Source organism: Pseudomonas sp. BIGb0176 (genome assembly GCF_024810175.1).
In the GTDB taxonomy this organism is placed as follows: Bacteria; Pseudomonadota; Gammaproteobacteria; order Pseudomonadales; family Pseudomonadaceae; genus Aquipseudomonas; species Aquipseudomonas protegens.
The window spans coordinates 506,389-527,769 of sequence record NZ_JANUEC010000003.1 but is presented as its reverse complement, the minus strand read 5'-3'; the positions used below and the strand labels follow the sequence as shown (position 1 = coordinate 527,769).

The 21,381-nt window shown below is 63.8% G+C and carries 18 protein-coding genes; 11 read left to right on the top strand and 7 right to left on the bottom strand.

Translation table 11 applies throughout. The annotated features are described in order from the left end of the window. The 11 genes from arcA (at position 1) to M2395_RS20475 (ending at position 12,931) form a co-directional block, all read left to right on the top strand. A complete protein-coding gene (gene arcA, locus M2395_RS20525) occupies positions 1–1,257 on the top strand; it encodes an arginine deiminase (protein WP_011062889.1) in 1,257 nt (418 codons plus the stop codon). Positions 1,258–1,340: 83 nt separating this feature from the next. Next, the gene (locus tag M2395_RS20520; protein WP_015636749.1) at positions 1,341–2,351 is read left to right on the top strand and encodes an ornithine carbamoyltransferase; all 1,011 of its coding nucleotides are present in this window, start codon (positions 1,341–1,343) and stop codon (positions 2,349–2,351) included. 62 nt (positions 2,352–2,413) lie between these two features. Beyond that, a complete protein-coding gene (gene arcC / locus M2395_RS20515; RefSeq protein WP_011062891.1) occupies positions 2,414–3,343 on the top strand; it encodes a carbamate kinase in 930 nt (309 codons plus the stop codon). Positions 3,344–3,415: 72 nt separating this feature from the next. Beyond that, entirely contained in the window at positions 3,416–3,775 is a 360-nt protein-coding gene (locus M2395_RS20510; protein ID WP_041119603.1) for a DUF5064 family protein, read from the top strand. Positions 3,776–3,949: 174 nt separating this feature from the next. Continuing rightward, positions 3,950–5,458: a sigma-54-dependent transcriptional regulator gene (locus M2395_RS20505; protein WP_011062893.1), complete on the top strand. Its 1,509-nt coding sequence runs from the start codon at positions 3,950–3,952 to the stop codon at positions 5,456–5,458. A 313-nt stretch (positions 5,459–5,771) separates the two neighbouring features. Continuing rightward, a complete protein-coding gene (gene gcvH / locus M2395_RS20500; RefSeq protein ID WP_011062894.1) occupies positions 5,772–6,155 on the top strand; it encodes a glycine cleavage system protein GcvH in 384 nt (127 codons plus the stop codon). 9 nt (positions 6,156–6,164) lie between these two features. Next, positions 6,165–9,020 (top strand): aminomethyl-transferring glycine dehydrogenase, encoded by a 2,856-nt coding sequence (gene gcvP, locus M2395_RS20495; RefSeq protein WP_077934667.1) that lies wholly within the window; start codon positions 6,165–6,167, stop codon positions 9,018–9,020. A gap of 178 nt (positions 9,021–9,198) precedes the next feature. Further along, positions 9,199–10,575: an L-serine ammonia-lyase gene (locus M2395_RS20490; protein ID WP_065365373.1), complete on the top strand. Its 1,377-nt coding sequence runs from the start codon at positions 9,199–9,201 to the stop codon at positions 10,573–10,575. Positions 10,576–10,616: 41 nt separating this feature from the next. Next, positions 10,617–11,741 (top strand): glycine cleavage system aminomethyltransferase GcvT, encoded by a 1,125-nt coding sequence (gene gcvT / locus M2395_RS20485; RefSeq protein ID WP_019094558.1) that lies wholly within the window; start codon positions 10,617–10,619, stop codon positions 11,739–11,741. Between the two features lie 392 nt (positions 11,742–12,133). Continuing rightward, entirely contained in the window at positions 12,134–12,346 is a 213-nt protein-coding gene (locus M2395_RS20480) for a cold-shock protein (RefSeq protein ID WP_007977299.1), read from the top strand. A gap of 96 nt (positions 12,347–12,442) precedes the next feature. Beyond that, positions 12,443–12,931 carry an RDD family protein gene (locus M2395_RS20475; RefSeq protein ID WP_077934668.1) on the top strand — a complete coding sequence of 163 codons (489 nt, stop codon included), beginning with the start codon at positions 12,443–12,445 and terminating at the stop codon, positions 12,929–12,931. A 65-nt stretch (positions 12,932–12,996) separates the two neighbouring features. Here M2395_RS20475 and nadA read toward each other — a convergent pair whose 3' ends face one another. The 7 genes from nadA to M2395_RS20440 all read right to left on the bottom strand — a co-directional run bounded on the left by nadA (position 12,997) and on the right by M2395_RS20440 (position 21,378). Continuing rightward, positions 12,997–14,055, bottom strand: coding sequence for a quinolinate synthase NadA (gene nadA, locus M2395_RS20470; protein ID WP_077934669.1), 1,059 nt, complete (start codon positions 14,053–14,055; stop codon positions 12,997–12,999). A gap of 173 nt (positions 14,056–14,228) precedes the next feature. Beyond that, the gene (locus M2395_RS20465) at positions 14,229–15,599 is read right to left on the bottom strand and encodes an ATP-binding protein (RefSeq protein WP_077934670.1); all 1,371 of its coding nucleotides are present in this window, start codon (positions 15,597–15,599) and stop codon (positions 14,229–14,231) included. Further along, on the bottom strand, positions 15,575–16,240 hold the full coding sequence (locus tag M2395_RS20460; protein ID WP_077934671.1) for a response regulator: 666 nt from the start codon (positions 16,238–16,240) through the stop codon (positions 15,575–15,577). The genes M2395_RS20465 and M2395_RS20460 overlap by 25 nt, the downstream gene beginning before the upstream one ends. A gap of 110 nt (positions 16,241–16,350) precedes the next feature. Further along, complete coding sequence (locus M2395_RS20455; protein ID WP_041119609.1) at positions 16,351–16,785, bottom strand: hypothetical protein; 435 nt, start codon at positions 16,783–16,785, stop codon at positions 16,351–16,353. 28 nt (positions 16,786–16,813) lie between these two features. Continuing rightward, the gene (locus M2395_RS20450; protein WP_103289389.1) at positions 16,814–17,581 is read right to left on the bottom strand and encodes a hypothetical protein; all 768 of its coding nucleotides are present in this window, start codon (positions 17,579–17,581) and stop codon (positions 16,814–16,816) included. A gap of 99 nt (positions 17,582–17,680) precedes the next feature. Further along, positions 17,681–18,316: a thioesterase domain-containing protein gene (locus M2395_RS20445; protein ID WP_015636758.1), complete on the bottom strand. Its 636-nt coding sequence runs from the start codon at positions 18,314–18,316 to the stop codon at positions 17,681–17,683. Beyond that, the gene (locus M2395_RS20440; RefSeq protein ID WP_123431350.1) at positions 18,313–21,378 is read right to left on the bottom strand and encodes a non-ribosomal peptide synthetase; all 3,066 of its coding nucleotides are present in this window, start codon (positions 21,376–21,378) and stop codon (positions 18,313–18,315) included. Before M2395_RS20440 ends, M2395_RS20445 begins: the two co-directional genes overlap by 4 nt. Between the last annotated feature and the right edge of the window lie 3 nt (positions 21,379–21,381).

Sequence of the window (21,381 nt, the reverse complement as noted above, 5' to 3'; positions counted from 1 at the left end):
ATGACCACGGAAAAAGTTAAGTACGGCGTACATTCCGAAGCCGGCAAACTGCGCAAAGTCATGGTTTGTTCCCCAGGCCTGGCCCATCAGCGGCTGACCCCGAACAACTGCGATGAACTGCTGTTCGATGATGTGCTGTGGGTGGCCCAGGCCAAACGCGACCACTTCGACTTCGTCACCAAGATGCGTGAGCGGGATATCGATGTGCTGGAAATGCACAACCTGCTGACCGACATTGTCGCCATGCCCGAAGCCCTGGACTGGATTCTGGAGCGCAAGATCACCGCCAACCAGGTCGGCCTGGGCCTGGTCAACGAAGTCGGTTCGTGGCTGCGCAGCCTGGAGCCGCGCAAGGTCGCCGAGTACCTGATCGGCGGTGTATCGGCCGATGACCTGCCCACCAGCTTCGGTGGCAAGACCATCGAGATGTTCCGCGACTTCCTCGGCCACTCCAGCTTCATCCTGCCGCCGCTGCCCAACACCCAGTTCACCCGCGACACCACCTGCTGGATCTACGGCGGCGTGACCCTGAACCCGATGTACTGGCCGGCGCGACGTCAGGAAACCCTGCTGACCACCGCCATCTACAAGTTCCACCCCGAGTTCACCAACGCCGACTTCCAGATCTGGTACGGCGACCCGGACCAGGAACACGGCAACGCCACCCTGGAAGGCGGCGACGTGATGCCGATCGGCAACGGCGTGGTCCTGATCGGCATGGGCGAGCGCTCCTCGCGTCAGGCCATCGGACAACTGGCGCTGAACCTGTTCAAGCACAAGGCCGTGGAGCGCGTGATCGTCGCCGGCCTGCCGAAATCCCGCGCGGCGATGCACCTGGACACCGTGTTCAGCTTCTGCGACCGCGACCTGGTCACGGTCTTCCCGGAAGTGGTGAGCCAGATCGTCGCCTTCAGCCTGCGCCCTGACGAAAGCAAGCCCGGCGGCATCGATGTGCGCCGCGAAGAGACCAGCTTCCTCGACACCGTGGCCAAGGCCCTCAACCTCAAGGCCCTGCGCGTGGTGGAAACCGGTGGCAACGCCTTCGCCGCCGAGCGCGAGCAATGGGACGACGGCAACAACGTGGTGGCCGTGGAGCCCGGCGTGGTCATCGGCTACGACCGCAACACCTACACCAACACCCTGCTGCGCAAGGCCGGGGTCGAGGTCATCACCATCAGCGCCGGCGAACTGGGCCGGGGCCGTGGCGGCGGCCACTGCATGACCTGCCCGATCATCCGCGACCCGATCGACTACTAAGCGCCCTATCCGACATAGCAGCTTGCCGTTGCCCCTACAAAGGGCCTCGGCAAGTGGACGACCGAAATCAAAGGAGATCCATCATGGCTTTCAACATCCACAACCGTAACCTGCTGAGCCTGGAACACCACACCCCACGTGAGCTGCGCTACCTGCTGGACCTGTCCCGCGACCTCAAGCGCGCCAAGTACACCGGCACCGAGCAGCAGCACCTCAAGGGCAACAACATCGCCCTGATCTTCGAAAAGACCTCGACCCGTACCCGTTGCGCCTTCGAAGTGGCGGCCTATGACCAGGGCGCCAACGTCACCTACATCGACCCCAACTCCTCGCAGATCGGCCACAAGGAAAGCATGAAGGACACCGCCCGAGTGCTGGGGCGCATGTACGACGCCATCGAGTACCGCGGCTTCAAGCAGGAAATCGTCGAAGAACTGGCGAAATTCGCCGGGGTTCCGGTGTTCAACGGCCTGACCGATGAATACCACCCGACCCAGATGATCGCCGACGTGCTGACCATGCGTGAGCACGCCGACAAGCCGATCCACGAGATCAGCTACGCCTACCTGGGCGATGCGCGCAACAACATGGGCAACTCTCTGCTGCTGGTGGGCGCCAAGCTCGGCATGGACGTGCGCATCTGCGCGCCCAAGGCCCTGTGGCCCCATGACGACCTGGTGCAGCGCTGCAAGCAATACGCAGAGGAAAGCGGTGCCCGCATCACCCTCACCGAGGATCCGAAAGCCGCGGTCAAGGGCGTGGACTTCATTCACACCGACGTCTGGGTCTCCATGGGCGAACCGGTGGAAGCCTGGGCCGAGCGTATCGAGCAACTGCTGCCCTACCAGGTCAACGCCCAGCTGATGAAAGCCACCGGCAACCCACGGACCAAGTTCATGCACTGCCTGCCGGCTTTCCACAACAGCGATACCAAGGTCGGCAAGCAGATCGCCGAGCAGTATCCGCACCTGGCCAACGGCATTGAAGTGACCGACGACGTGTTCGAGTCGCCCGCCTGCATCGCCTTCGAGCAAGCGGAAAACCGCATGCACACCATCAAGGCGATCCTGGTTTCGACCCTGGCCGACCTGTAATCCCCCTCCAGCACCGGCGCCGCCCAGGCGGCGCCGGCACCGGACTCTAGAAGGACTGCATTATGCGTATCGTCGTTGCACTGGGCGGTAACGCCCTGCTCCGTCGTGGTGAACCCATGACCGCGGACAACCAACGCGCCAACATCCGCATCGCCACCGAACAGATCGCCAAGATCCACCCCGGCAACCAACTGGTGATTGCCCACGGCAATGGCCCGCAGGTCGGCCTGCTGTCGTTGCAAGCGGCGGCCTATACCCAGGTTTCGCCCTACCCGCTGGACGTGCTAGGCGCCGAGACCGAAGGCATGATCGGCTACATCATCGAACAGGAACTGGGCAACCTGCTGGACTTCGAGGTGCCGTTCGCCACCTTGCTGACCCAGGTGGAAGTGGACGCCAAGGACCCGGCATTCAAGAACCCGACCAAGCCCATCGGCCCGGTCTACAGCAAGGAAGAAGCCGAGAAGCTGGCCAAGGAAAAAGGCTGGGCCATCGCCCCGGATGGCGACAAGTACCGCCGGGTAGTGGCCAGCCCGAAACCCAAGCGCATCTTCGAGATCCGTCCGATCAAGTGGCTGCTGGAAAAAAGCAGCATCGTGATCTGCGCCGGCGGTGGCGGCATCCCCACCATGTACGGCGAGGATGGCAAGCTCAAGGGCATCGAGGCCGTGATCGACAAGGACCTGTGCTCGGCGCTGCTGGCCGAGCAACTGGAAGCCGACCTGCTGGTGATCGCCACCGACGTCAACGCGGCGTTCATCGACTTCGGCAAACCGACCCAGAAGGCCATCGGCCAGGCCCACCCGGACGAAATCGAGAAGCTGGGCTTTGCCGCCGGCTCCATGGGGCCGAAGGTCCAGGCCGCCTGCGAATTTGCCCGGCACACTGGCAAAACCGCAGTGATCGGTTCACTCTCGGACATCGAAGCGATCGTCCAGGGCAAGGCCGGCACCCGCATCAGCACCGCGCAACCTGGCATCAGTTACCTGTAAGACGCTTGCAGTGAAAACTCGGGGCAGGCCCGGCGCCTGCCCTCATTTCAAAGCCCTGGAGGAGAGAAGCCTATGGCCATGTTTGAGCCCGGTCACCTGCATATCGAGCGCCATGCGCTGAACAAGGACGACTTCAGCTACAACCTGTGCATTGACTACGAAGTGGCCCACGACCCCAAGGAGGGCAAGGGCATGATGTTCACCCTGCACGGCACCATCGAAGACAAGTCCCTGAAGGAGCAGTTCTTCCTGGCCAAGGACCTGGCTTTCGACTTCGCCCGCCACGCCACCCGCCTCGCCCAGCAGCACGGCCTGCCCAAGAGCGCCAGCATTGCCTCGATGCACAAGTACTACGACGAAATGTTCGAGGACGTACGCAAGCAACTGGACGTCAAGCCCGGCGACCCGGTGAAACCCGAGCACCTTGCATAACCCCCGATCCCCTGCTGGGGCCGACGTGCCGGCGAACTGACCACGGCCCTGCATCGCTGCCCGGCCCGCCTTCGCCGGCTAGCCGGCTCCTGCGGCATGCGTGACGATTTCGACTAAGCCCCTGCCCCAAGGCATACTGGCCACCCTCCGCTTTGCAGAACCGTCAGTCACCCCATGCGTATCCACGTCAGCTTCATCGACCGCGTCGGCATCACCCAGGAAGTCCTGGCCCTGTTGGGCGGGCGCAACCTCAACCTGGATGCGGTGGAAATGGTGCCGCCCAACGTCTATATCGATGCCCCGACCTTGAGCCCCCAGGTGCTGGAAGAACTGCGCGATGCGCTGTTCAACGTACGTGGCGTGCAGGCGGTGACGGTGGTGGACATCCTTCCCGGGCAACGCCGGCACCTGCAACTGGACGCCCTGCTGGCGGCCATGACCGATCCGGTGCTGGCCCTGGACAGTGCCGGCAAAGTGCTGCTGGCCAACCCGGCGCTGATCGCCCTGTATGGTCGCGAACCGGCCGGGGAAAGCGTCGCCGAGCTGTTTGCCGACCCCGCACTGCTGGAGGCCCTGCTGGAAAACGGCTTTCGCCTGCCGCTGCGGGAAATCACCGTCAATGGCCAGACCCTGCTGCTGGACGCCACTCCCATTACCGACGCCGGTGCCCTGCTGACCCTGTACCCGCCCAACCGCATCGGTGAACGGCTCTCGGCCCTGCATCACGACCACGCCGAAGGCTTCGATGCCCTGCTCGGCGAATCACCGGCGATCCGCACCCTCAAGGCCCGGGCGCAGCGGGTCGCAGCGCTGGACGCACCACTATTGATCCAGGGTGAAACCGGCACCGGCAAGGAACTGGTGGCCCGCGCCTGCCACGCCATCAGCGCCCGCCACGGCGCGCCGTTCCTGGCCCTGAACTGCGCGGCGCTGCCGGAAAACCTGGCCGAGAGCGAACTGTTCGGCTATGCCCCCGGCGCCTTCACCGGCGCCCAGCGCGGCGGCAAGCCGGGGCTGATGGAGCTGGCCAACCAGGGCACGGTGTTCCTCGATGAAATCGGCGAGATGTCGCCCTACCTGCAGGCCAAGCTCCTGCGCTTTCTCAATGACGGCAGCTTTCGCCGGGTCGGTGGCGATCGCGAGATCAAGGTCAACGTGCGCATCCTCAGCGCCACCCATCGTGACCTGGAAAAAATGGTCAACGAAGGCACCTTCCGCGAAGACCTGTTCTATCGCCTCAACGTGCTGAACGTGGAAGTGCCACCGCTGCGCGAACGCGGCCAGGACATCCTGCTGCTGGCCCGCTACTTCATGCAGCAGGCCTGCGCGCAGATCCAGCGGCCGGTATGCCGGCTGACACCGGGGACCTACCCGGCGCTGCTGGGCAACCGCTGGCCGGGCAACGTGCGGCAATTGCAGAACGTGATCTTCCGTGCGGCGGCGATCTGCGAGAGCAACCTGGTGGACATCGGTGACCTGGACATTGCCGGCACCTCGGTAGCCCGCCAGAACGATGCCGAAGTGGCCAGCCTGGAACAGGCCGTGGAAGCCTTCGAGAAGGAGCTGCTGGAAAACCTCTACGTCAGTTACCCCTCGACCCGGCAACTGGCCAACCGCTTGCAGACCTCCCATACCGCGATTGCCCACCGCCTGCGCAAATACGGCATTCCCAGCAAGGCCTGAGCTTGCGCCTGCCGCTCTGAAAGCGACCTCCATCTGTACTGAAAGCGCTACAGTGGAACGATTTCGCTACAAAGCCTTGCAATCGCAGCCGTGCAAGGCTTTGATCCTCAAAGCCTTTTTTCCGCACCCCGTGCTGTAGCGTTTTCGCTACGGCCGTGAAATTCCATTCTCTACAAAAAACACTCAACCCCTTGATTTACAACGGCCAAATAAATATTGGCCGTGTTCTTGCTATGGACATTGCCATTCGGCTCGGCGCTGTCCGAGCATTCAATCGCGTCCACCAGACGAGTCTGGCCCCTGAGGAGTTTCCATGAGCGAGTTGCGTTTTACTGAAGATCACGAATGGCTGCGTACCGAAGCGGATGGCAGTGTCACCGTCGGCATTACGGCTTTCGCCCAGAACGCCCTGGGTGATGTGGTGTTTGTGCAACTGCCGGAGCTGCAGGGCTACGACAAGGGCGCCGAAGCCGCCACCGTGGAATCGGTGAAAGCCGCCAGCGGCGTGTACATGCCCCTGGACGGTGAAGTGGTCGCCACCAACCCGGCCCTGGAAGACAGCCCGGAACTGGTCAACGAAGACCCGCTGGGCGAAGGCTGGTTCTTCCGCTTCATCCCTGCCGATGCCGCTGCCGTTGGCCAATTGCTGGACCAGGACGCCTACGACCGCCTGATCAAAGCCAGCGCCGAAGCCTGAGGAGCCGCCATGACCGTCAACCTGAGCACCGCCAACGAATTCATCGCGCGCCACATCGGCCCGCGCCAGGGCGATGAGCAAACCATGCTCAATAGCCTCGGCTTCGACTCCCTGGAAGCCCTGAGCGCCAGCGTGATTCCCGAGAGCATCAAGGGCACCAGCGTACTGGAGCTGGGCCAGGGCCTGAGCGAAGCCCAGGCCCTGGCCTCGATCAAGGCCATCGCCGCCAGGAACCAGCTGTTCAAGACCTATATCGGCCAGGGCTACTACAACTGCCATACGCCGTCGCCGATTCTGCGCAACCTCCTGGAAAACCCCGCCTGGTACACCGCCTACACCCCGTACCAGCCGGAAATCTCCCAGGGTCGCCTGGAAGCCCTGTTGAATTTCCAGACCCTGATCAGCGACCTGAGCGGCCTGCCGATCGCCAACGCCTCGCTGCTGGACGAAGGCACCGCCGCCGCCGAAGCCATGACCTTCTGCAAGCGCCTGAGCAAGAACAAGGGCAGCCACGCCTTCTTCGCCTCGCAGCATTGCCACCCACAGACCCTCGATGTGCTGCGCACCCGTGCCGAGCCCCTGGGGATCAACGTGGTGGTGGGCGATGAGCGCAAGCTGACCGACGTCAGCCCGTTCTTCGGCGCCCTGCTGCAATACCCGGCAAGCAACGGTGACCTGTTCGACTACCGCGAGCTGACCGAGCGTTTCCACGCTGCCAACGCCCTGGTAGCCGTGGCCGCCGACCTGCTGGCCCTGACCCTGCTGACCCCGCCCGGGGAATTCGGCGCCGACGTGGCCATCGGCAGTGCCCAGCGCTTCGGCGTGCCCCTGGGCTTTGGTGGCCCGCATGCGGCCTACTTCGCCACCCGCGATGCCTTCAAGCGCGACATGCCCGGCCGCCTGGTGGGCGTCTCGGTGGACCGTTTCGGCAAGCCGGCCCTGCGCCTGGCCATGCAGACCCGCGAGCAGCATATCCGCCGCGAGAAGGCCACCAGCAACATCTGCACCGCCCAGGTCCTGTTGGCCAACATCGCCAGCATGTATGCCGTGTACCACGGTCCCAAGGGCCTGACCCAGATCGCCCAGCGAATCCACCAGCTGACCGCGATCCTGGCCAAGGGCCTGGTCCAGCTGGGCTTGACCGTGGAGCAGGAAAGCTTCTTCGATACCCTGAGCCTGCACACCGCTGGCCGCACCGCTGCGCTGCACGACAAGGCTCGCGCCCAGGGCATCAACCTGCGGGTGATAGACCCCGAGCGCCTCGGTCTGTCCCTGGACGAAACCACCACCCAGGCCGACGTTGAAGGCCTGTGGAGCCTGTTGGGCGATGGCAAGGCCGCGCCGGACTTCGCGGCACTCGCGGCGGCGGTCACCAGCGCCATCCCCGCTGCCCTGGTCCGCCAGTCGGCGATCCTCAGCCACCCGGTGTTCAACCGCTATCACTCGGAAACCGAGCTGATGCGCTACCTGCGCAAGCTGGCGGACAAGGACCTGGCCCTGGATCGCACCATGATCCCGCTGGGCTCCTGCACCATGAAGCTCAACGCCGCCAGCGAGATGATCCCCATCACCTGGGCCGAGTTCGGCGCGCTGCACCCTTTCGCTCCCGCCGAGCAAAGCGCCGGCTACCAGCAACTGACCACCGAGCTGGAAGCGATGCTGTGCGCTGCCACCGGCTACGACGCGGTGTCGCTGCAGCCCAACGCCGGCTCCCAGGGCGAGTACGCCGGCCTGCTGGCCATTCGTGCCTATCACCAGAGCCGTGGCGACGAGCGCCGCGATATCTGCCTGATTCCCTCCTCGGCCCACGGCACCAACCCGGCCACCGCCAACATGGCCGGCATGCGCGTGGTGGTCACCGCCTGCGACGCCCGCGGCAACGTCGACATCGAGGACCTGCGGGCCAAGGCCATCGAGCACCGCGAGCACCTCGCCGCGCTGATGATCACCTACCCGTCGACCCACGGCGTGTTCGAAGAAGGCATCCGCGAAATCTGCGGCATCATTCACGACAACGGCGGCCAGGTGTACATCGACGGCGCCAACATGAACGCCATGGTCGGCCTCTGCGCGCCGGGCAAGTTCGGTGGCGACGTGTCGCACCTGAACCTGCACAAGACCTTCTGCATTCCCCATGGCGGTGGCGGCCCGGGTGTTGGCCCGATCGGCGTCAAGTCGCACCTGGCGCCCTTCCTGCCCGGCCATGCCGCGCTGGAAAACAAGAAAGGCGCGGTCTGTGCCGCTCCGTTCGGCAGCGCCAGCATCCTGCCGATCACCTGGATGTATATCAGCATGATGGGCGGCGCCGGCCTCAAGCGCGCCTCGCAGTTGGCGATCCTCAATGCCAACTACATCTCGCGCCGCCTGGAAGAGCACTACCCGGTGCTCTACACCGGCAGCAACGGCCTGGTGGCCCACGAATGCATCCTCGACCTGCGTCCGCTGAAAGACAGCAGCGGCATCAGCGTCGATGACGTGGCCAAGCGCCTGATCGATTTTGGCTTCCACGCGCCGACCATGTCGTTCCCGGTGGCCGGCACCCTGATGATCGAGCCCACCGAAAGCGAATCCAAGGAAGAACTGGACCGCTTCTGCGACGCCATGATCCGCATCCGCGAAGAAATCCGCGCAGTGGAAAACGGCGCCCTGGACAAGGACGACAACCCGCTGAAGAACGCTCCGCACACCGCGGCCGAACTGGTGGGCGAGTGGTCCCATCCATACAGCCGTGAACAGGCGGTGTACCCAGTGGCATCCCTGGTGGAAGGCAAGTACTGGCCGCCGGTTGGCCGGGTCGACAACGTGTTCGGCGACCGCAATCTGGTGTGCGCCTGCCCTTCGATCGAGAGCTACCAGGACGCGTAAGCCGTCCATCACTGGAGAGCCGTGCCCCTGCAGATACCGCGTATACCTGTAGGAGCCGGCTCGCCGGCGATGAGCGAGCCCCATCAATCGGGTCGAACAGCGCGCCTGGATCGCGGGCAAGCCCGCGCCTACAAGTGCCTGCGTGCCGAGCATCACAATAAGAAACCGGAGAACCAACATGTCCCTGAGCGTGTTCGACCTGTTCAAGATTGGCATCGGCCCCTCCAGCTCCCACACCGTCGGCCCGATGCGCGCCGCCGCGCGCTTTGTCGAAGGCCTGCGCCGTGAAGACCTGCTGAAGGCCACCACCTGCGTCAAGGTCGAGCTGTACGGCTCGCTGGGCGCTACCGGTAAAGGCCACGGCAGCGACAAGGCGGTGCTGCTGGGCCTGGAAGGCGAGCACCCGGACACCGTGAATACCGAAAACATCGCCGCGCGCCTGCAGGAAATACGCAGCAGCGCGCGCCTCAACCTGCTCGGCGAACACAGCATTGCGTTCAACGAGAAAGAACACCTGGCCATGATCCGCAAGCCCCTGGCCTATCACCCCAATGGCATGATCTTTCGTGCCTTCGACAGCGCCGGTTTGCAGATCCGCAGCCGCGAGTACTACTCCGTGGGCGGTGGTTTCGTCGTGGATGAAGATGCCGCCGGGGCCGATCGCATCGTTGAAGACACCACCCGCCTGACCTTCCCTTTCCGCAATGCCAAGGAACTGCTGCAACATTGCGCTACCTATGGCCTGTCCATCAGCCAGGTGATGCTGACCAATGAAAGTGCCTGGCGCCCGGAAGCTGAAACCCGCGCCGGCCTGCTGAAGATCTGGCAGGTGATGCAGGACTGCGTGGATGCCGGCTGCCGCAACGAAGGCATCCTGCCCGGCGGGCTCAAGGTCAAGCGCCGTGCCGCGGCCCTGCACCGCCAGTTGTGCAAGCACCCGGAAGCGGCGCTGCGCGATGCCTTGTCGGTGCTGGACTGGGTCAACCTCTATGCCCTGGCGGTGAATGAAGAAAACGCCAACGGCGGACGGGTGGTCACCGCCCCCACCAATGGTGCGGCCGGAATCATTCCGGCGGTGCTGCACTACTACATGCGCTTCATTCCCGGGGCCAACGAAGACGGGGTGGTGCGTTTTCTCCTCACCGCCGCAGCCATCGGCATCCTCTACAAGGAAAACGCCTCGATCTCCGGCGCCGAAGTCGGCTGCCAGGGTGAAGTGGGCGTGGCCTGCTCGATGGCGGCCGGGGCCTTGTGCGAGGTCCTCGGCGGCAGCGTGCAGCAAGTGGAGAACGCCGCGGAAATCGGCATGGAACACAACCTCGGGCTGACCTGTGACCCCATTGGCGGGTTGGTGCAGGTGCCCTGCATCGAGCGCAACGCCATGGGCTCGGTCAAGGCCATCAATGCGGTGCGCATGGCCCTGCGCGGCGACGGGCAGCACTTCGTCTCCCTCGACAAGGTCATCCGCACCATGCGCCAGACCGGCGCCGACATGAAAAGCAAATACAAGGAAACCGCCCGTGGCGGTCTGGCCGTGAACATTATCGAGTGCTGATACGCAGCCTGTATCCGCACGTTTTTTTTCAGGAGTTGCCCATGTCCACCGAAACACTGTTGAAAACCCCGCTGCACAGCCTGCACCTGGAACTCGGCGCCCGCATGGTGCCGTTCGCCGGCTACGACATGCCGGTGCAGTACCCGCTGGGAGTGATGAAGGAGCACCAGCACACCCGTGAACAGGCCGGGCTGTTCGATGTGTCCCACATGGGGCAGATCCTGCTGCGCGGCGCCAATGCCGCCCAGGCCCTGGAGACCCTGGTGCCGGTGGATATCATCGACTTGCCGGTGGGCATGCAGCGCTACGCCATGTTCACCAACGAACAGGGCGGCATCCTTGATGACCTGATGGTGGCCAACCTGGGGGACGAACAGCTGTTCCTGGTGGTCAACGCCGCCTGCAAGGACCAGGACCTGGCCCACCTGCGCCGCCACCTGGGCGAGCAATGCGACATTCAACCGCTGTTCGAGGAACGGGCCCTGCTGGCCCTGCAAGGCCCGGCTGCGGTCACGGTGCTGGCGCGCCTGGCGCCGGAGGTGGCGCAGATGACCTTCATGCAGTTCAAGCCGGTGACCCTGCTGGGCGTGGACTGCTTTGTCAGCCGTTCGGGCTACACCGGCGAAGACGGTTTCGAAATCTCGGTGCCGGCGGCCCAGGCGGAAAAACTCGCCCGTGCCCTGCTGGCCGAGCCGGAAGTAGCGGCCATCGGCCTTGGCGCCCGCGACTCCCTGCGCCTGGAAGCCGGCCTGTGCCTCTATGGCCATGACATGAACAGCGACACCACGCCGATCCAGGCCAGCCTGCTGTGGGCCATCTCCAAGGCACGTCGTGCCGATGGCGCCCGCGCCGGCGGCTTCCCCGGTGCCGAGGTGATCTTTGCCCAACAGCAAGGCGGTGTCAGCCGCAAACGCGTCGGCCTGCTGCCCCAGGAACGCACACCGGTACGTGAAGGTGCAGAGATCGTCGACGCCGAAGGCAAGGTTATCGGCAGCGTGTGCAGCGGCGGTTTTGGCCCGACCCTGGGCGGCCCCTTGGCCATGGGCTACCTCGACATAGAGCACTGCGCACTCGATACGCCAGTTGCAGCAATAGTTCGTGGGAAAAAGGTGCCAATGCTTGTAAGCAAAATGCCATTCGTGCCACAACGCTACTACCGCGGCTGAGGGACTGTTTCTATAAGTAACGCGGTTGCGTTAAAAGTGCACTAATCTGTAACGCAACCGCCATAAAACAGTGCATATTTTCGATACTGAACTTCACTTATAACGCCCGAAAACAATTGAACAACTCTATCGAATAAGCCCCGCACGCTAGTTCCGCCAAACCTCGGCAAGCTGAGTAAAACCGGGGCTTCGCGGGGCTTGTTTTTTCTCCCATAGTTGGCGTAGAGTTTCCCCACTGTGTTTGCATGGGTCGCTTGGAATCGTGACCTGGGCAGTAGCTAACAAGTTTGCTACAACCCGTTCGACGTCTCTTACTTTCCTGCAACCCAGCCCAGTACTCTTTCATGAGAAAGAGACTGTCATTAATTTTTTAGCGTCAAAGGAAATAAGAAATGTCCCAACGTCAGAGCGGTACCGTCAAGTGGTTTAACGACGAGAAAGGTTTTGGTTTTATCACTCCAGAAAGCGGTCCGGATCTGTTCGTACACTTCCGCGCCATTCAGGGCAACGGCTTCAAGAGCCTGAAAGAAGGCCAAAAAGTGACCTTCATCGCTGTGCAAGGCCAGAAAGGCATGCAGGCTGACGAAGTACAAGCAGAAGCTTAATCGTCTGTAACGAAAAAGCCCCTGATGCTGACATCAGGGGCTTTTTTGTGCGCGCAATTCCGTAAAATGGCTTCTTTTTTCAGTCGAGAGCCTGTCATGTCGAAACATCTGCTAAGCCCCCAAGGCGAATTCCCCGCCGCCGGCCTGGGTCGTCGCCTGGCAGCGATGTTCTATGATTTTCTACTCTGCGTCGCCCTGCTGATTGTCACGGGTGGCATCTACAAGCTGATCCAGATGCAGATCATCGGCGAGGCGCGGATGCGTACCCTGACCGAATCCGGCGCCCTGGACGGTGACCCGTTGTACTCCACGGTGCTGCTGTTCGTACTGTTCGGTTTCTTCGCCAAGTTCTGGACCCATTCCGGCCAGACCCTGGGCATGCAGGTCTGGGGTATCCGGGTGCAGAACGCCGACGGCAGCCGTATCAGCCTGTGGCAGGCGCTGTTGCGCTTCATGGTGTCGATCGCGTCCTGGCTGTGTGCCGGCCTGGGCTTCTTCTGGGTGCTGGTGGACAAGCAGAAACGCAGTTGGCACGACATCTACTCCAACAGCCAACTGGTGCGCATTCCCAAGCAGAAGAAGTAAGCCCGCCGCCTACAAAAACGCCCCGACAGATCGGGGCGTTTTTTTTAAGCGAGCAGAAGAACCGATCAGGCGTTGCCCGCCAGTTTCATCCGCGCGGCCTGGGTGAAATCCAGCATGCGCTTCAGAGGGCGGAGCGCATTGGGGATCAGCGCCGGGTCGACGCTGATCTCGTTGCTGCCATCCTTCAGGCACTGCAGGGTACGCTCCAGGGTATTCATGGCCATCCACGGGCAATGGGCACAACTGCGGCACGCCGCACCATTGCCGGCCGTCGGCGCCTCGATGAACACCTTGTCCGGGCACAGCTGCTGCATCTTGTAGAAGATGCCGCGGTCGGTGGCGACGATGAAGGTCTTGTTCGGCAGGCGCTGCGCGGCAGCAATCAGCTGACTGGTGGAGCCCACCGCATCGGCCAGTTCGATCACTGAGCTGGGGGACTCCGGGTGCACCAGAATGGCCGCATCCGGATACAGCACCTTCATGTCTTCCAGCTGCTTGGACTTGAACTCCTCGTGAACGATGCAGGCACCGTCCCAGAGCAGCATGTCGGCACCGGTCTGGCGCTGGATGTAGGTGCCCAGGTGCTTGTCGGGGCCCCAGATGATCTTCTCGCCGTTATCCATCAGGCTTTCGACGATTTCCAGGGCGCAACTGGACGTCACCACCCAGTCGGCACGGGCTTTGACCGCCGCCGACGTGTTGGCATAGACCACCACGGTGCGCTCGGGATGCTGATCGCAGAAGGCCGAGAACTCCTCCACCGGGCAGCCAAGGTCAAGGGAGCAGGTGGCTTCCAGGGTCGGCATCAACACCCGTTTTTCAGGGTTGAGAATCTTCGCCGTCTCACCCATGAAGCGGACCCCGGCAACCAGCACGGTCTTGGCCGGATGGGCATTGCCGAAGCGGGCCATTTCCAGGGAGTCGGACACGCAGCCACCGGTTTCTTCGGCCAGGGCCTGAATCACCGGATCACAGTAGAAGTGTGCAACCAGCACCGCATCCTGAGCCTTGAGCTCGGCAGCGATGGCGGCACGCAGATGGGCCTCTTGCGCAGCGCTCAAGGGTTTGGGCTGCTTGGCGTCGAGGTGGGCTTGAACCAGAAGGCGTTCAGAAATTTGCGTCATGTTCGCAAGACCTGCAGGCGCTTGAGGCGCGAAAGTCGAGTATACCACCGGCTCCGGACCGCTTAAGGCCCCGCCGGGAGAGTGAGTTCATCAGGTACGGACAACATTGGAGCCGCGCAAGGCTACAGAATATCCAGGGTATTCAAAAGCCTATTCTGCCCAACAGCCGCGCCCTACCCTGCCGGCGGCACCTGCACCTGGGCAAAAGCCACCGTCACACACAACCCGCGTTTGGCCCGTTGGTCGGAGTAATCCAGCCAGACCCGGCCGGCATGCCGATCGGCAATGGCCTTGACGATGGCGAGCCCCAACCCGGAGCCCACTTCATCGCTGCCCAGCCCGCGATGGAAAGGGTCGAACACGCGCTCGCGCTCAGCCACGGCAATACCCGGCCCCGAGTCGCTGAACTGCAGCAGGATCTCGTCCTGCACCTGGGCCACTGACAGGTCTACCCGCCCACCTTGCGGGGTATAGCGGATGGCGTTGTCCACCAGGTTCTTCACCAGGGTCAGCAGGTCCTCCTGGCTGATCAGCACCTGCCTGTCCGGCCCACCTTCCAGGCCGATGTCGATCGCCTTGTCCTCCGCCAGGGGCAGCAGGTCCTCCAGCACCCGGCGGTACACCCCGTGCACCGAGACCGTCTCAACCCGGCCATTGATGGCCGATTGTGCAGACGCCAGCCCGAGCAATTGATCGATCAGCTTCCTGCCGCGCTCGATCCCCCGGCGCAACAGTTGCAGGCGCTCCCGAGCCAGGCTGGGCATCTCCACCGATGCCAGGCGCTCGGCCTGCAGGGACAAGGCCGTCAGCGGCGAGCGCAATTCATGGGCGGCATCCGCCACGAAACGCCGCTGCGTCGTCATGGACTGAGTCACCCGCAGCAACAGGCGATTGATGGCCCGCACGAAAGGCCGCACTTCGGTCGGCAGATGGCGCTCGTCGATCGGGTGCAATTCCTGCTCGTCACGCAAATCGATCTCGGCCGCCAACTGCTCGATGGGACGAAACAGTTTGCGCACCAGATCGGCAATCACCAGCAACAGCACGGGAAACAGGATCAGGAAGGGCAACAGTCCACGCCAGGCGCTTTCCCGCGCATCCCTGTCACGAGCGCCGGTTTCCTGGGCCACGGCAATCCGCAGGCCGGCGCTGGTGGTCTTGACCAGCACCCGAAACGGCTCGCCACCCACCGTCAGGGTCGACAGACCGTCCGCCAGGGTGGTGGGCAGCGGCAGGGGGATTTCGGCATCACTGTCCGCCGCCGCCCTGGCGCCATCGGCCAGGTATTGAACGACCACCCTGGATTCCTCGTTATCGTCGGCGACGACCTGCCCCGGCGGCGGGTAGGCCAGGGTCATGTGCTGGCGCTCGAACAGCGCGGCCACCTGGCGCAGGGTGTTGTCCTGCATCTCCAGGGCCTCGTCGAAGGCCGAGACATAAGCAAAGACTCCGGCCAGCAGCGCAACGATCAGCACCGCCACTGACAGGGCAATGGACAGCCTGAGCTGGACCGACTCGCTCAGACGTCTTTTGAAACCATCCATCCCAGCCCCCTGACGTTCTTGATCACCTGGCTTCCCAACTTGCGGCGCAAGGCATGGATCAGGAACTCCACCGCATTGCTTTCCACCTCCTCGCCCCAGCCGTAGATGCGGTCTTCCAGCTCGCTACGGGAAAGAATCGCCCCCGGGCGGATCAACAGCGCCTGCAACAAGGCGAATTCGCGGTTCGACAGCTGCACCGCAGGCTGCTCGAACGAGCTTGCCTGTTTCGATACCGGGTCCAGCGAGACCACACCATTGCCCAGCAGCGGTGCCGCGCTACCGCCTTTACGACGCATGACCGCACGCATTCGCGCCAGCAGCTCGGCCATGGCGAAGGGCTTGAGCAGGTAGTCGTCTGCGCCGCCGTCCAGGCCTCGCAGCCGGTCATCGAGGCTGTCACGAGCGGTAATGATCAACAGCGGCACCGGGTTGTTACGGCGGCGAATACTGTCGAGCACCTGCAACCCGTCCTTGCCGGGCAGGCCGAGGTCGAGCAGCACCTGGTCGTAATGCTGGCTGTCCAGGGCAGCCAGGGCGGTCACCCCATCGCTGACCCAGTCGGCGGCGTAGCCTGCATCCTTGAGGGCGCCCTGTATCGCCTCGGCGATCATCGCGTCGTCCTCCACCAGCAAGATCCGCATAGTGCCTCCGTAGTGAAACAGGCCCGGCCTGCGCTTGAGGAAGGCCGGGCCCGGGTCGAGTCCCCCCAAGGGTAATCACTCGCCTGCCGGTCTGCTGGAAAAGATGAGGGTCAGGCCTTGCCTTGCAAGCGACTGAACGTTGCCAGCAGATCGTCCATCGCCGACTTGCACTCGGCCTGTTGCGGGGTGCCGGCGCGCAGGGCGTCCAGTGCGCGGTCGATGCCCTTGTCCAACACATGCCAGTCACCGGCGGCACGGGGCTTCAAGCCGGCTTCGGCGGAGTCCCAGGCAACTTCCAGATCCTTGATCCGGCGCTTCGCCCCCGCCAGGTCCTGCTTGTCCACCAAGCCGGCCACATCACGGGCAATGGCCTGGAACTCGGCCAGGTCTCCCAGCCTGGAGGCCGTGGCCGCGGTAGCCTGGGCTGAAGCGGCAGTGCCGGGCTTGGGCGCATCGGCAGGCTTGGAACACCCCGCGGCCAGCCCCAGCAGGGCAATCATGGAAAGAGTCGTGGTGTAGCGAATGGCAGAGCGGATAAAGGCCATGATGAGTCCTTGAGTGAGGGTCGGATAATCAGTGGGAAAGGCGCTGACGGTTGTTGACGTTGAGCTGCGCGACGGTCACCAGCAAAAGAATCACGCAGAGGAAGATCGCGCTGGTCCAGGTGGCGCCCAGGCCCAGGCCACCGTAGGTCTTGGCTTGTGTCAGCAGGTCGCCGAGGGCGGCGCCAAAAGGTCGAGTGAGGATGTAGGCGATCCAGAAGGTCAGCACCGCATTGCCCCCCAGGCGCCAGGCCACCAGGGTCACGGTAATCAGTGCGGCAAAGATCAGCGCTCCCAGGGTAAAGCCGAGCCCCAGCGCCTCGGTGGCCAGGTCCCCGGCGGCGGTTCCCAGGGCGAAGGTGCAGAGCACGGTGGCCCAGTAGAACAGCTCGCGTCGCGGGGTAACGATCTGGCGGATCGACAGATTGCGCTCAACGGCGTACCAGACAGCGAAATTGACCGCCAGCAAGCCTGCAAACACTGCGGTGCTGAGGTACAGGCTGATGCCCAACTGATCGGTGAGCACATCGGTGATCTGGGTCCCGACGATGCTCACCAGGACCACGCTCAGCCAGTAGATCCACGGTGTGTAGGCCCGGCTGCGGAACTGCGCGAACAGCGCCAGCCCCAGCAACAGGGCCATGCCGATGCTGGTCACGCCCTGCCCCAGGCCGGCGTCGACGGCCAGGTAGTCGGCGCAGGTTTCGCCCACGGTGGTGGACATGATCTTGATGATCCAGAAGGACAGCGTCACCTCCGGAACCTTGTTCAGCCAATCGGTCTTGCTCAGCGGCTTCATCGGGTGCCTCTCCATAACGGCGCGTGTATTGGCGCGAGGCAGAGGCTACGAGGGAAAACTTAGCTGGAACTGAGGGCACCCCGAACGGGCCGGCTTCGATCACCAAGCAATGCGCTGCAAGGCCCCAGGGTCCAGCAGCCAGGTGAGCACATCGGGGCTATTGATCACCGAGCCATGGTGGCGCTGCTCGTCCCGCCAGTAGCGATTGTCCTGGGCCGGATCGAGCCCCAGGCCCGGGGCCAGCCCCTCGGCACTGCGCCCGGCGGACAACAGCACATCCACCGCGCGCCCCTTCAGCGGCACCGCCTGCCATTGGGACAGCAGCAGGATATTGCCGTGCACGCACTCGCGATTGACCAACTGCGCGTCCACCAGGTCATCGACGTAGGCATACTGCGGATCGGCCGCCAAACGCCGGGCAATGGCGTCCGGGGCCAACCCTCGAAGCTCGGCCAGCAGCGGCGGGTCCACCAACAGCAGCGGCCTGGCGGGCGCCGTGCTGCGGGCCACGCAACAGGCCGCCACATAAGCGCCGAAGGAGTAACCGAGCACCGCGTCCAGGGTCGTCAGCTCATGCTCTTGGGCAATCTGCCGGGCCAGGTCTTCGACACTGGAATAGGGCCAGTAGTCGCTGTAGTTGACCTGCACCAGCGACACCCGCCCCTTGAGTGCCCGGCCCAGGGCGGAAAAACAGATCGGATGGCCGACGAAGTCGGGAAAGCAGATCAGTTTCATTGACGTTGCCCCGCCGCGACAAAGGATTCGAGAAATGCCCTGGCCTGCGGCTCGGGCAGATAGCTGTTGAGCAGCACTTCGCAGCCCAGCGCCGACTTGACCACCGTCAGGTCGAGCAGGGTCTTGGGCCACTCGCTAACCGGGTTGGCAATCCGCGTTTGCAACCACCGGGCGTCACTGGCCGGCAGCTCGACGAAATTGCACAGGAACGCCGGAGCAAAGCCGTACAGGCCCAGGGCCGCGAGTATTTCCTCGCAACCCAAGGCCGCCCGGGCCAGCTTGGCATTCAGGTAATCCATGCAGGCCTGTGGCTCGCAGCCTTCGGCGAAGCGCCCGGGAGCCAGGGGCACGGGCACCGTGTAACTGGAGAATCCGCTGATCACCGAACGCTCAGCCCAGGCGAACAATAGATTGACGATCGGCGCCTCTATCCCCAAGCCCTCGGCACAGCCCTGGCGAAACGCCTGCAACAGGTGGAACAGACGCTGCGGCGAGGCCAGCTTCATCGGATCCATGGCCAGTGCCGCCCGCAACTGCAGCGCCAGGGCAGTGGCCGCCGGCGCCGGGACATCGGCCAGCGGCGCGTACTCCTCGGCCTCTTGCTCCCAGGCCTCGGTGCCGGCATCTGCCAGACGCTCATATTCCTCGGCCTGCATCAGGTTATTGCCGACAAAGGAAAAATCCGCCACCGGCGGCGACTGCACGCCCAGCGCCAACTGTTCAACGCTGCGCAGCAGGCTCAACTGGCCGACATGGTTGCCAAGGATGTGGTGCAGCCACAGCCCCAGGTGCAAGGTGCCGTCGATGCGCACCTTGAACAGGCTGCACAGGTCCTGCTCGAACAGTGACAGCGGCCGCTCAAGGAAATGCTCCACGCAGGCCTGCTGGCTGGGAAACTCCGCCACAGGCTCCAGCCACAGGCGCGCCGGCGGCTCGGGGGCCAGATCAAAACAGTACTCGCCCTCGACCCGCGCCACCCGACAGCCCGCCAGTGGATAGCGCTGCTTCAAGCCCTGGGCCAACGCCTGCAGGTCCAGCCCGGCGGCCGGCAACTGCTCGGGCCGGAACAGGTAGAGCACGTTGTTGGCCCGTAGATCCTTGTTGAACAGTTCGGCATACACCATCGACAACTGGCTCTTGTTCAAGCCGACCCAGCGGCTGTCGCCGGCAGCCGGCAACCGCCCGGAACCGCTGCGCAGCGCCTCCCGGGCGTGGCTAGCGGAGGTGGCGCGGACCACGGCAAAACGCCCCAGGTGAGTATTGATCGAAAACCCTGCATGGGCGGCGGGCAAGGACTCCTGCTCCGACTCGATCACGTAGTACTCCTGCGCACCGTTTTCCAGCAGGGACGCCAGGCCGGGTTGGGCCTGTAGCCAGTCCAGCAACTGGCCCAGGGTGGCCATGCGGTAGAACTGCTCCAGGCCCAGGCCTTCCCAGCCCAGGTGACGGTTCACCGTGCCCACCAGCTTGATCGCCGCCAGCGAGTTGCCGCCGCTGTCGAAGAAGCTGCGCTGCAGGTCATGAGCCGACACGCCGAAACGCGCGAGAAAACGCCCTGCCGGCGAGTCGTCCGTTTCAGTGGCCGGCTGCCCGAGACACAGGCGCTGCTTGAGCTCAGCAATATCCAGCTTGCCGGAAGAGCGCAGGGCAAAGCGCTCAACCTCGACAAATCGCGACGGCACCATGAACGGCGGCAGGCTTTGCCGGCCATAGTCGGCCAGCACCCGGGGCTCGACCCCAGGCGCCTTGAGGTACACCAGCAGCAACTGCGCTTCGGTTCCCTGGTCATCCAGCAACACCACACAATCGAGCATTCCCGGGTAACGCTTGAAGGCGGCGGCGACCTCGGTCAGCGACAGGCGCTGGCCACGCAGCTTGATCTGGTCATCGCTGCGGCCATGGAAGTGATAGAGCCCCTGGCCATCCCGGGAAACCAGGTCGCCACTGCGGTAGCAACGCAGCGTCCGGCCCTGCCATGGCAGGTCGATGAAGCGCTCCCGGGTCAGCCCGGCATCCCCCAGATACCCCGGGGACAAGCCGCCCCCGGCGATCAGCAGCTCGCCGGGTTCATCCACCTCGCACGGCTGCCCGTCAGGGCGCAGCAGCAACAGGGTGGCATCGTCCACGGCCTGGCCGATGGGAATGTCCCGGGTGCTGTCGAAGCTGCGGGGAATGGCATAGACACAGGTACCCATGGTGTTTTCCGTGGGGCCATAACCGTTGTAGAGAACCAGCTCATCGGCGGCAGCATAGGCCTGGCGGACATGCCCTGCGGACAGGACCTCACCGCCGACCATCAGCCGCTTGACGCCCCGCAGCCAGCCGCGGTCGATATCGACGAAGGTGTTGAACAGGGTCGAGGTCAGCCACAGGCTGTCGACCCCGGCCTCGTGGATGTAACGATGCAGGTGTTCCATGGTCAGGGCGCCGGGAACATGGATATGCAATTCGCCGCCATTGAGCAGCGCGGTCCAGATCTCGAACTGCGAGGCGTCGAAGGTCAGGTTCGAGGCGTACAGCATGCGAAAGCCCGGCTGCAGCGGAAAATGTCGCGGCCGGTCGCAGAACCCCAACACCCCGCGATGGGTACAGGGAATGATCTTCGGCGCGCCGGTGGTACCGCTGGAAAAGTTCACGTACACCGGCTCGGCGCCGCATAGCGGCGGCCAGCACGCAGCCTCGTCCGTGGGCACGAGCAATTCATCCAGCGCCAGATACCCCGGGCCACCGGCGACCTCCGGCGTGACCCGCCAGCGCACGCCACTGCGTTCACACACCGACTGGTTCCACTGGGGCGGGTTGTTGCGGTCCAGATAGCAGTACGACAGGCCGGCCCGCACCATGCCCACCAGCAGCACCAGTTGTTCAATCGAGCGCTCCACCTCCAGGCCCAGGGTGCTGCCAGGCGTCAGGCCCAAGCCCAGCAAGCGGGCCGCCACCTGTGCCGAACGCTGTTCCAGCTCCCGGTAGCTGAGCCGTGCGCCGTTGCAGCTCAGCGCGGTATCCGTGGCATGCCGGGCGAAGACGTCGTCCAGGCACGAAGCAATAGATAGATGAGCCATGCC

Bases quoted from the DNA above. Each gene is read 5' to 3' on its own strand.
- arcA (WP_011062889.1), top strand. From the start codon at position 1: ATGACCACGGAAAAAGTTAAGTACGGCGTACATTCCGAAGCCGGCAAA.
- M2395_RS20520 (WP_015636749.1), top strand. From the start codon at position 1,341: ATGGCTTTCAACATCCACAACCGTAACCTGCTGAGCCTGGAACACCAC.
- arcC (WP_011062891.1), top strand. From the start codon at position 2,414: ATGCGTATCGTCGTTGCACTGGGCGGTAACGCCCTGCTCCGTCGTGGT.
- M2395_RS20510 (WP_041119603.1), top strand. From the start codon at position 3,416: ATGGCCATGTTTGAGCCCGGTCACCTGCATATCGAGCGCCATGCGCTG.
- M2395_RS20505 (WP_011062893.1), top strand. From the start codon at position 3,950: ATGCGTATCCACGTCAGCTTCATCGACCGCGTCGGCATCACCCAGGAA.
- gcvH (WP_011062894.1), top strand. From the start codon at position 5,772: ATGAGCGAGTTGCGTTTTACTGAAGATCACGAATGGCTGCGTACCGAA.
- gcvP (WP_077934667.1), top strand. From the start codon at position 6,165: ATGACCGTCAACCTGAGCACCGCCAACGAATTCATCGCGCGCCACATC.
- M2395_RS20490 (WP_065365373.1), top strand. From the start codon at position 9,199: ATGTCCCTGAGCGTGTTCGACCTGTTCAAGATTGGCATCGGCCCCTCC.
- gcvT (WP_019094558.1), top strand. From the start codon at position 10,617: ATGTCCACCGAAACACTGTTGAAAACCCCGCTGCACAGCCTGCACCTG.
- M2395_RS20480 (WP_007977299.1), top strand. From the start codon at position 12,134: ATGTCCCAACGTCAGAGCGGTACCGTCAAGTGGTTTAACGACGAGAAA.
- M2395_RS20475 (WP_077934668.1), top strand. From the start codon at position 12,443: ATGTCGAAACATCTGCTAAGCCCCCAAGGCGAATTCCCCGCCGCCGGC.
- nadA (WP_077934669.1), bottom strand. From the start codon at position 14,055: ATGACGCAAATTTCTGAACGCCTTCTGGTTCAAGCCCACCTCGACGCC.
- M2395_RS20465 (WP_077934670.1), bottom strand. From the start codon at position 15,599: ATGGATGGTTTCAAAAGACGTCTGAGCGAGTCGGTCCAGCTCAGGCTG.
- M2395_RS20460 (WP_077934671.1), bottom strand. From the start codon at position 16,240: ATGCGGATCTTGCTGGTGGAGGACGACGCGATGATCGCCGAGGCGATA.
- M2395_RS20455 (WP_041119609.1), bottom strand. From the start codon at position 16,785: ATGGCCTTTATCCGCTCTGCCATTCGCTACACCACGACTCTTTCCATG.
- M2395_RS20450 (WP_103289389.1), bottom strand. From the start codon at position 17,581: ATGAAGCCGCTGAGCAAGACCGATTGGCTGAACAAGGTTCCGGAGGTG.
- M2395_RS20445 (WP_015636758.1), bottom strand. From the start codon at position 18,316: ATGAAACTGATCTGCTTTCCCGACTTCGTCGGCCATCCGATCTGTTTT.
- M2395_RS20440 (WP_123431350.1), bottom strand. From the start codon at position 21,378: ATGGCTCATCTATCTATTGCTTCGTGCCTGGACGACGTCTTCGCCCGG.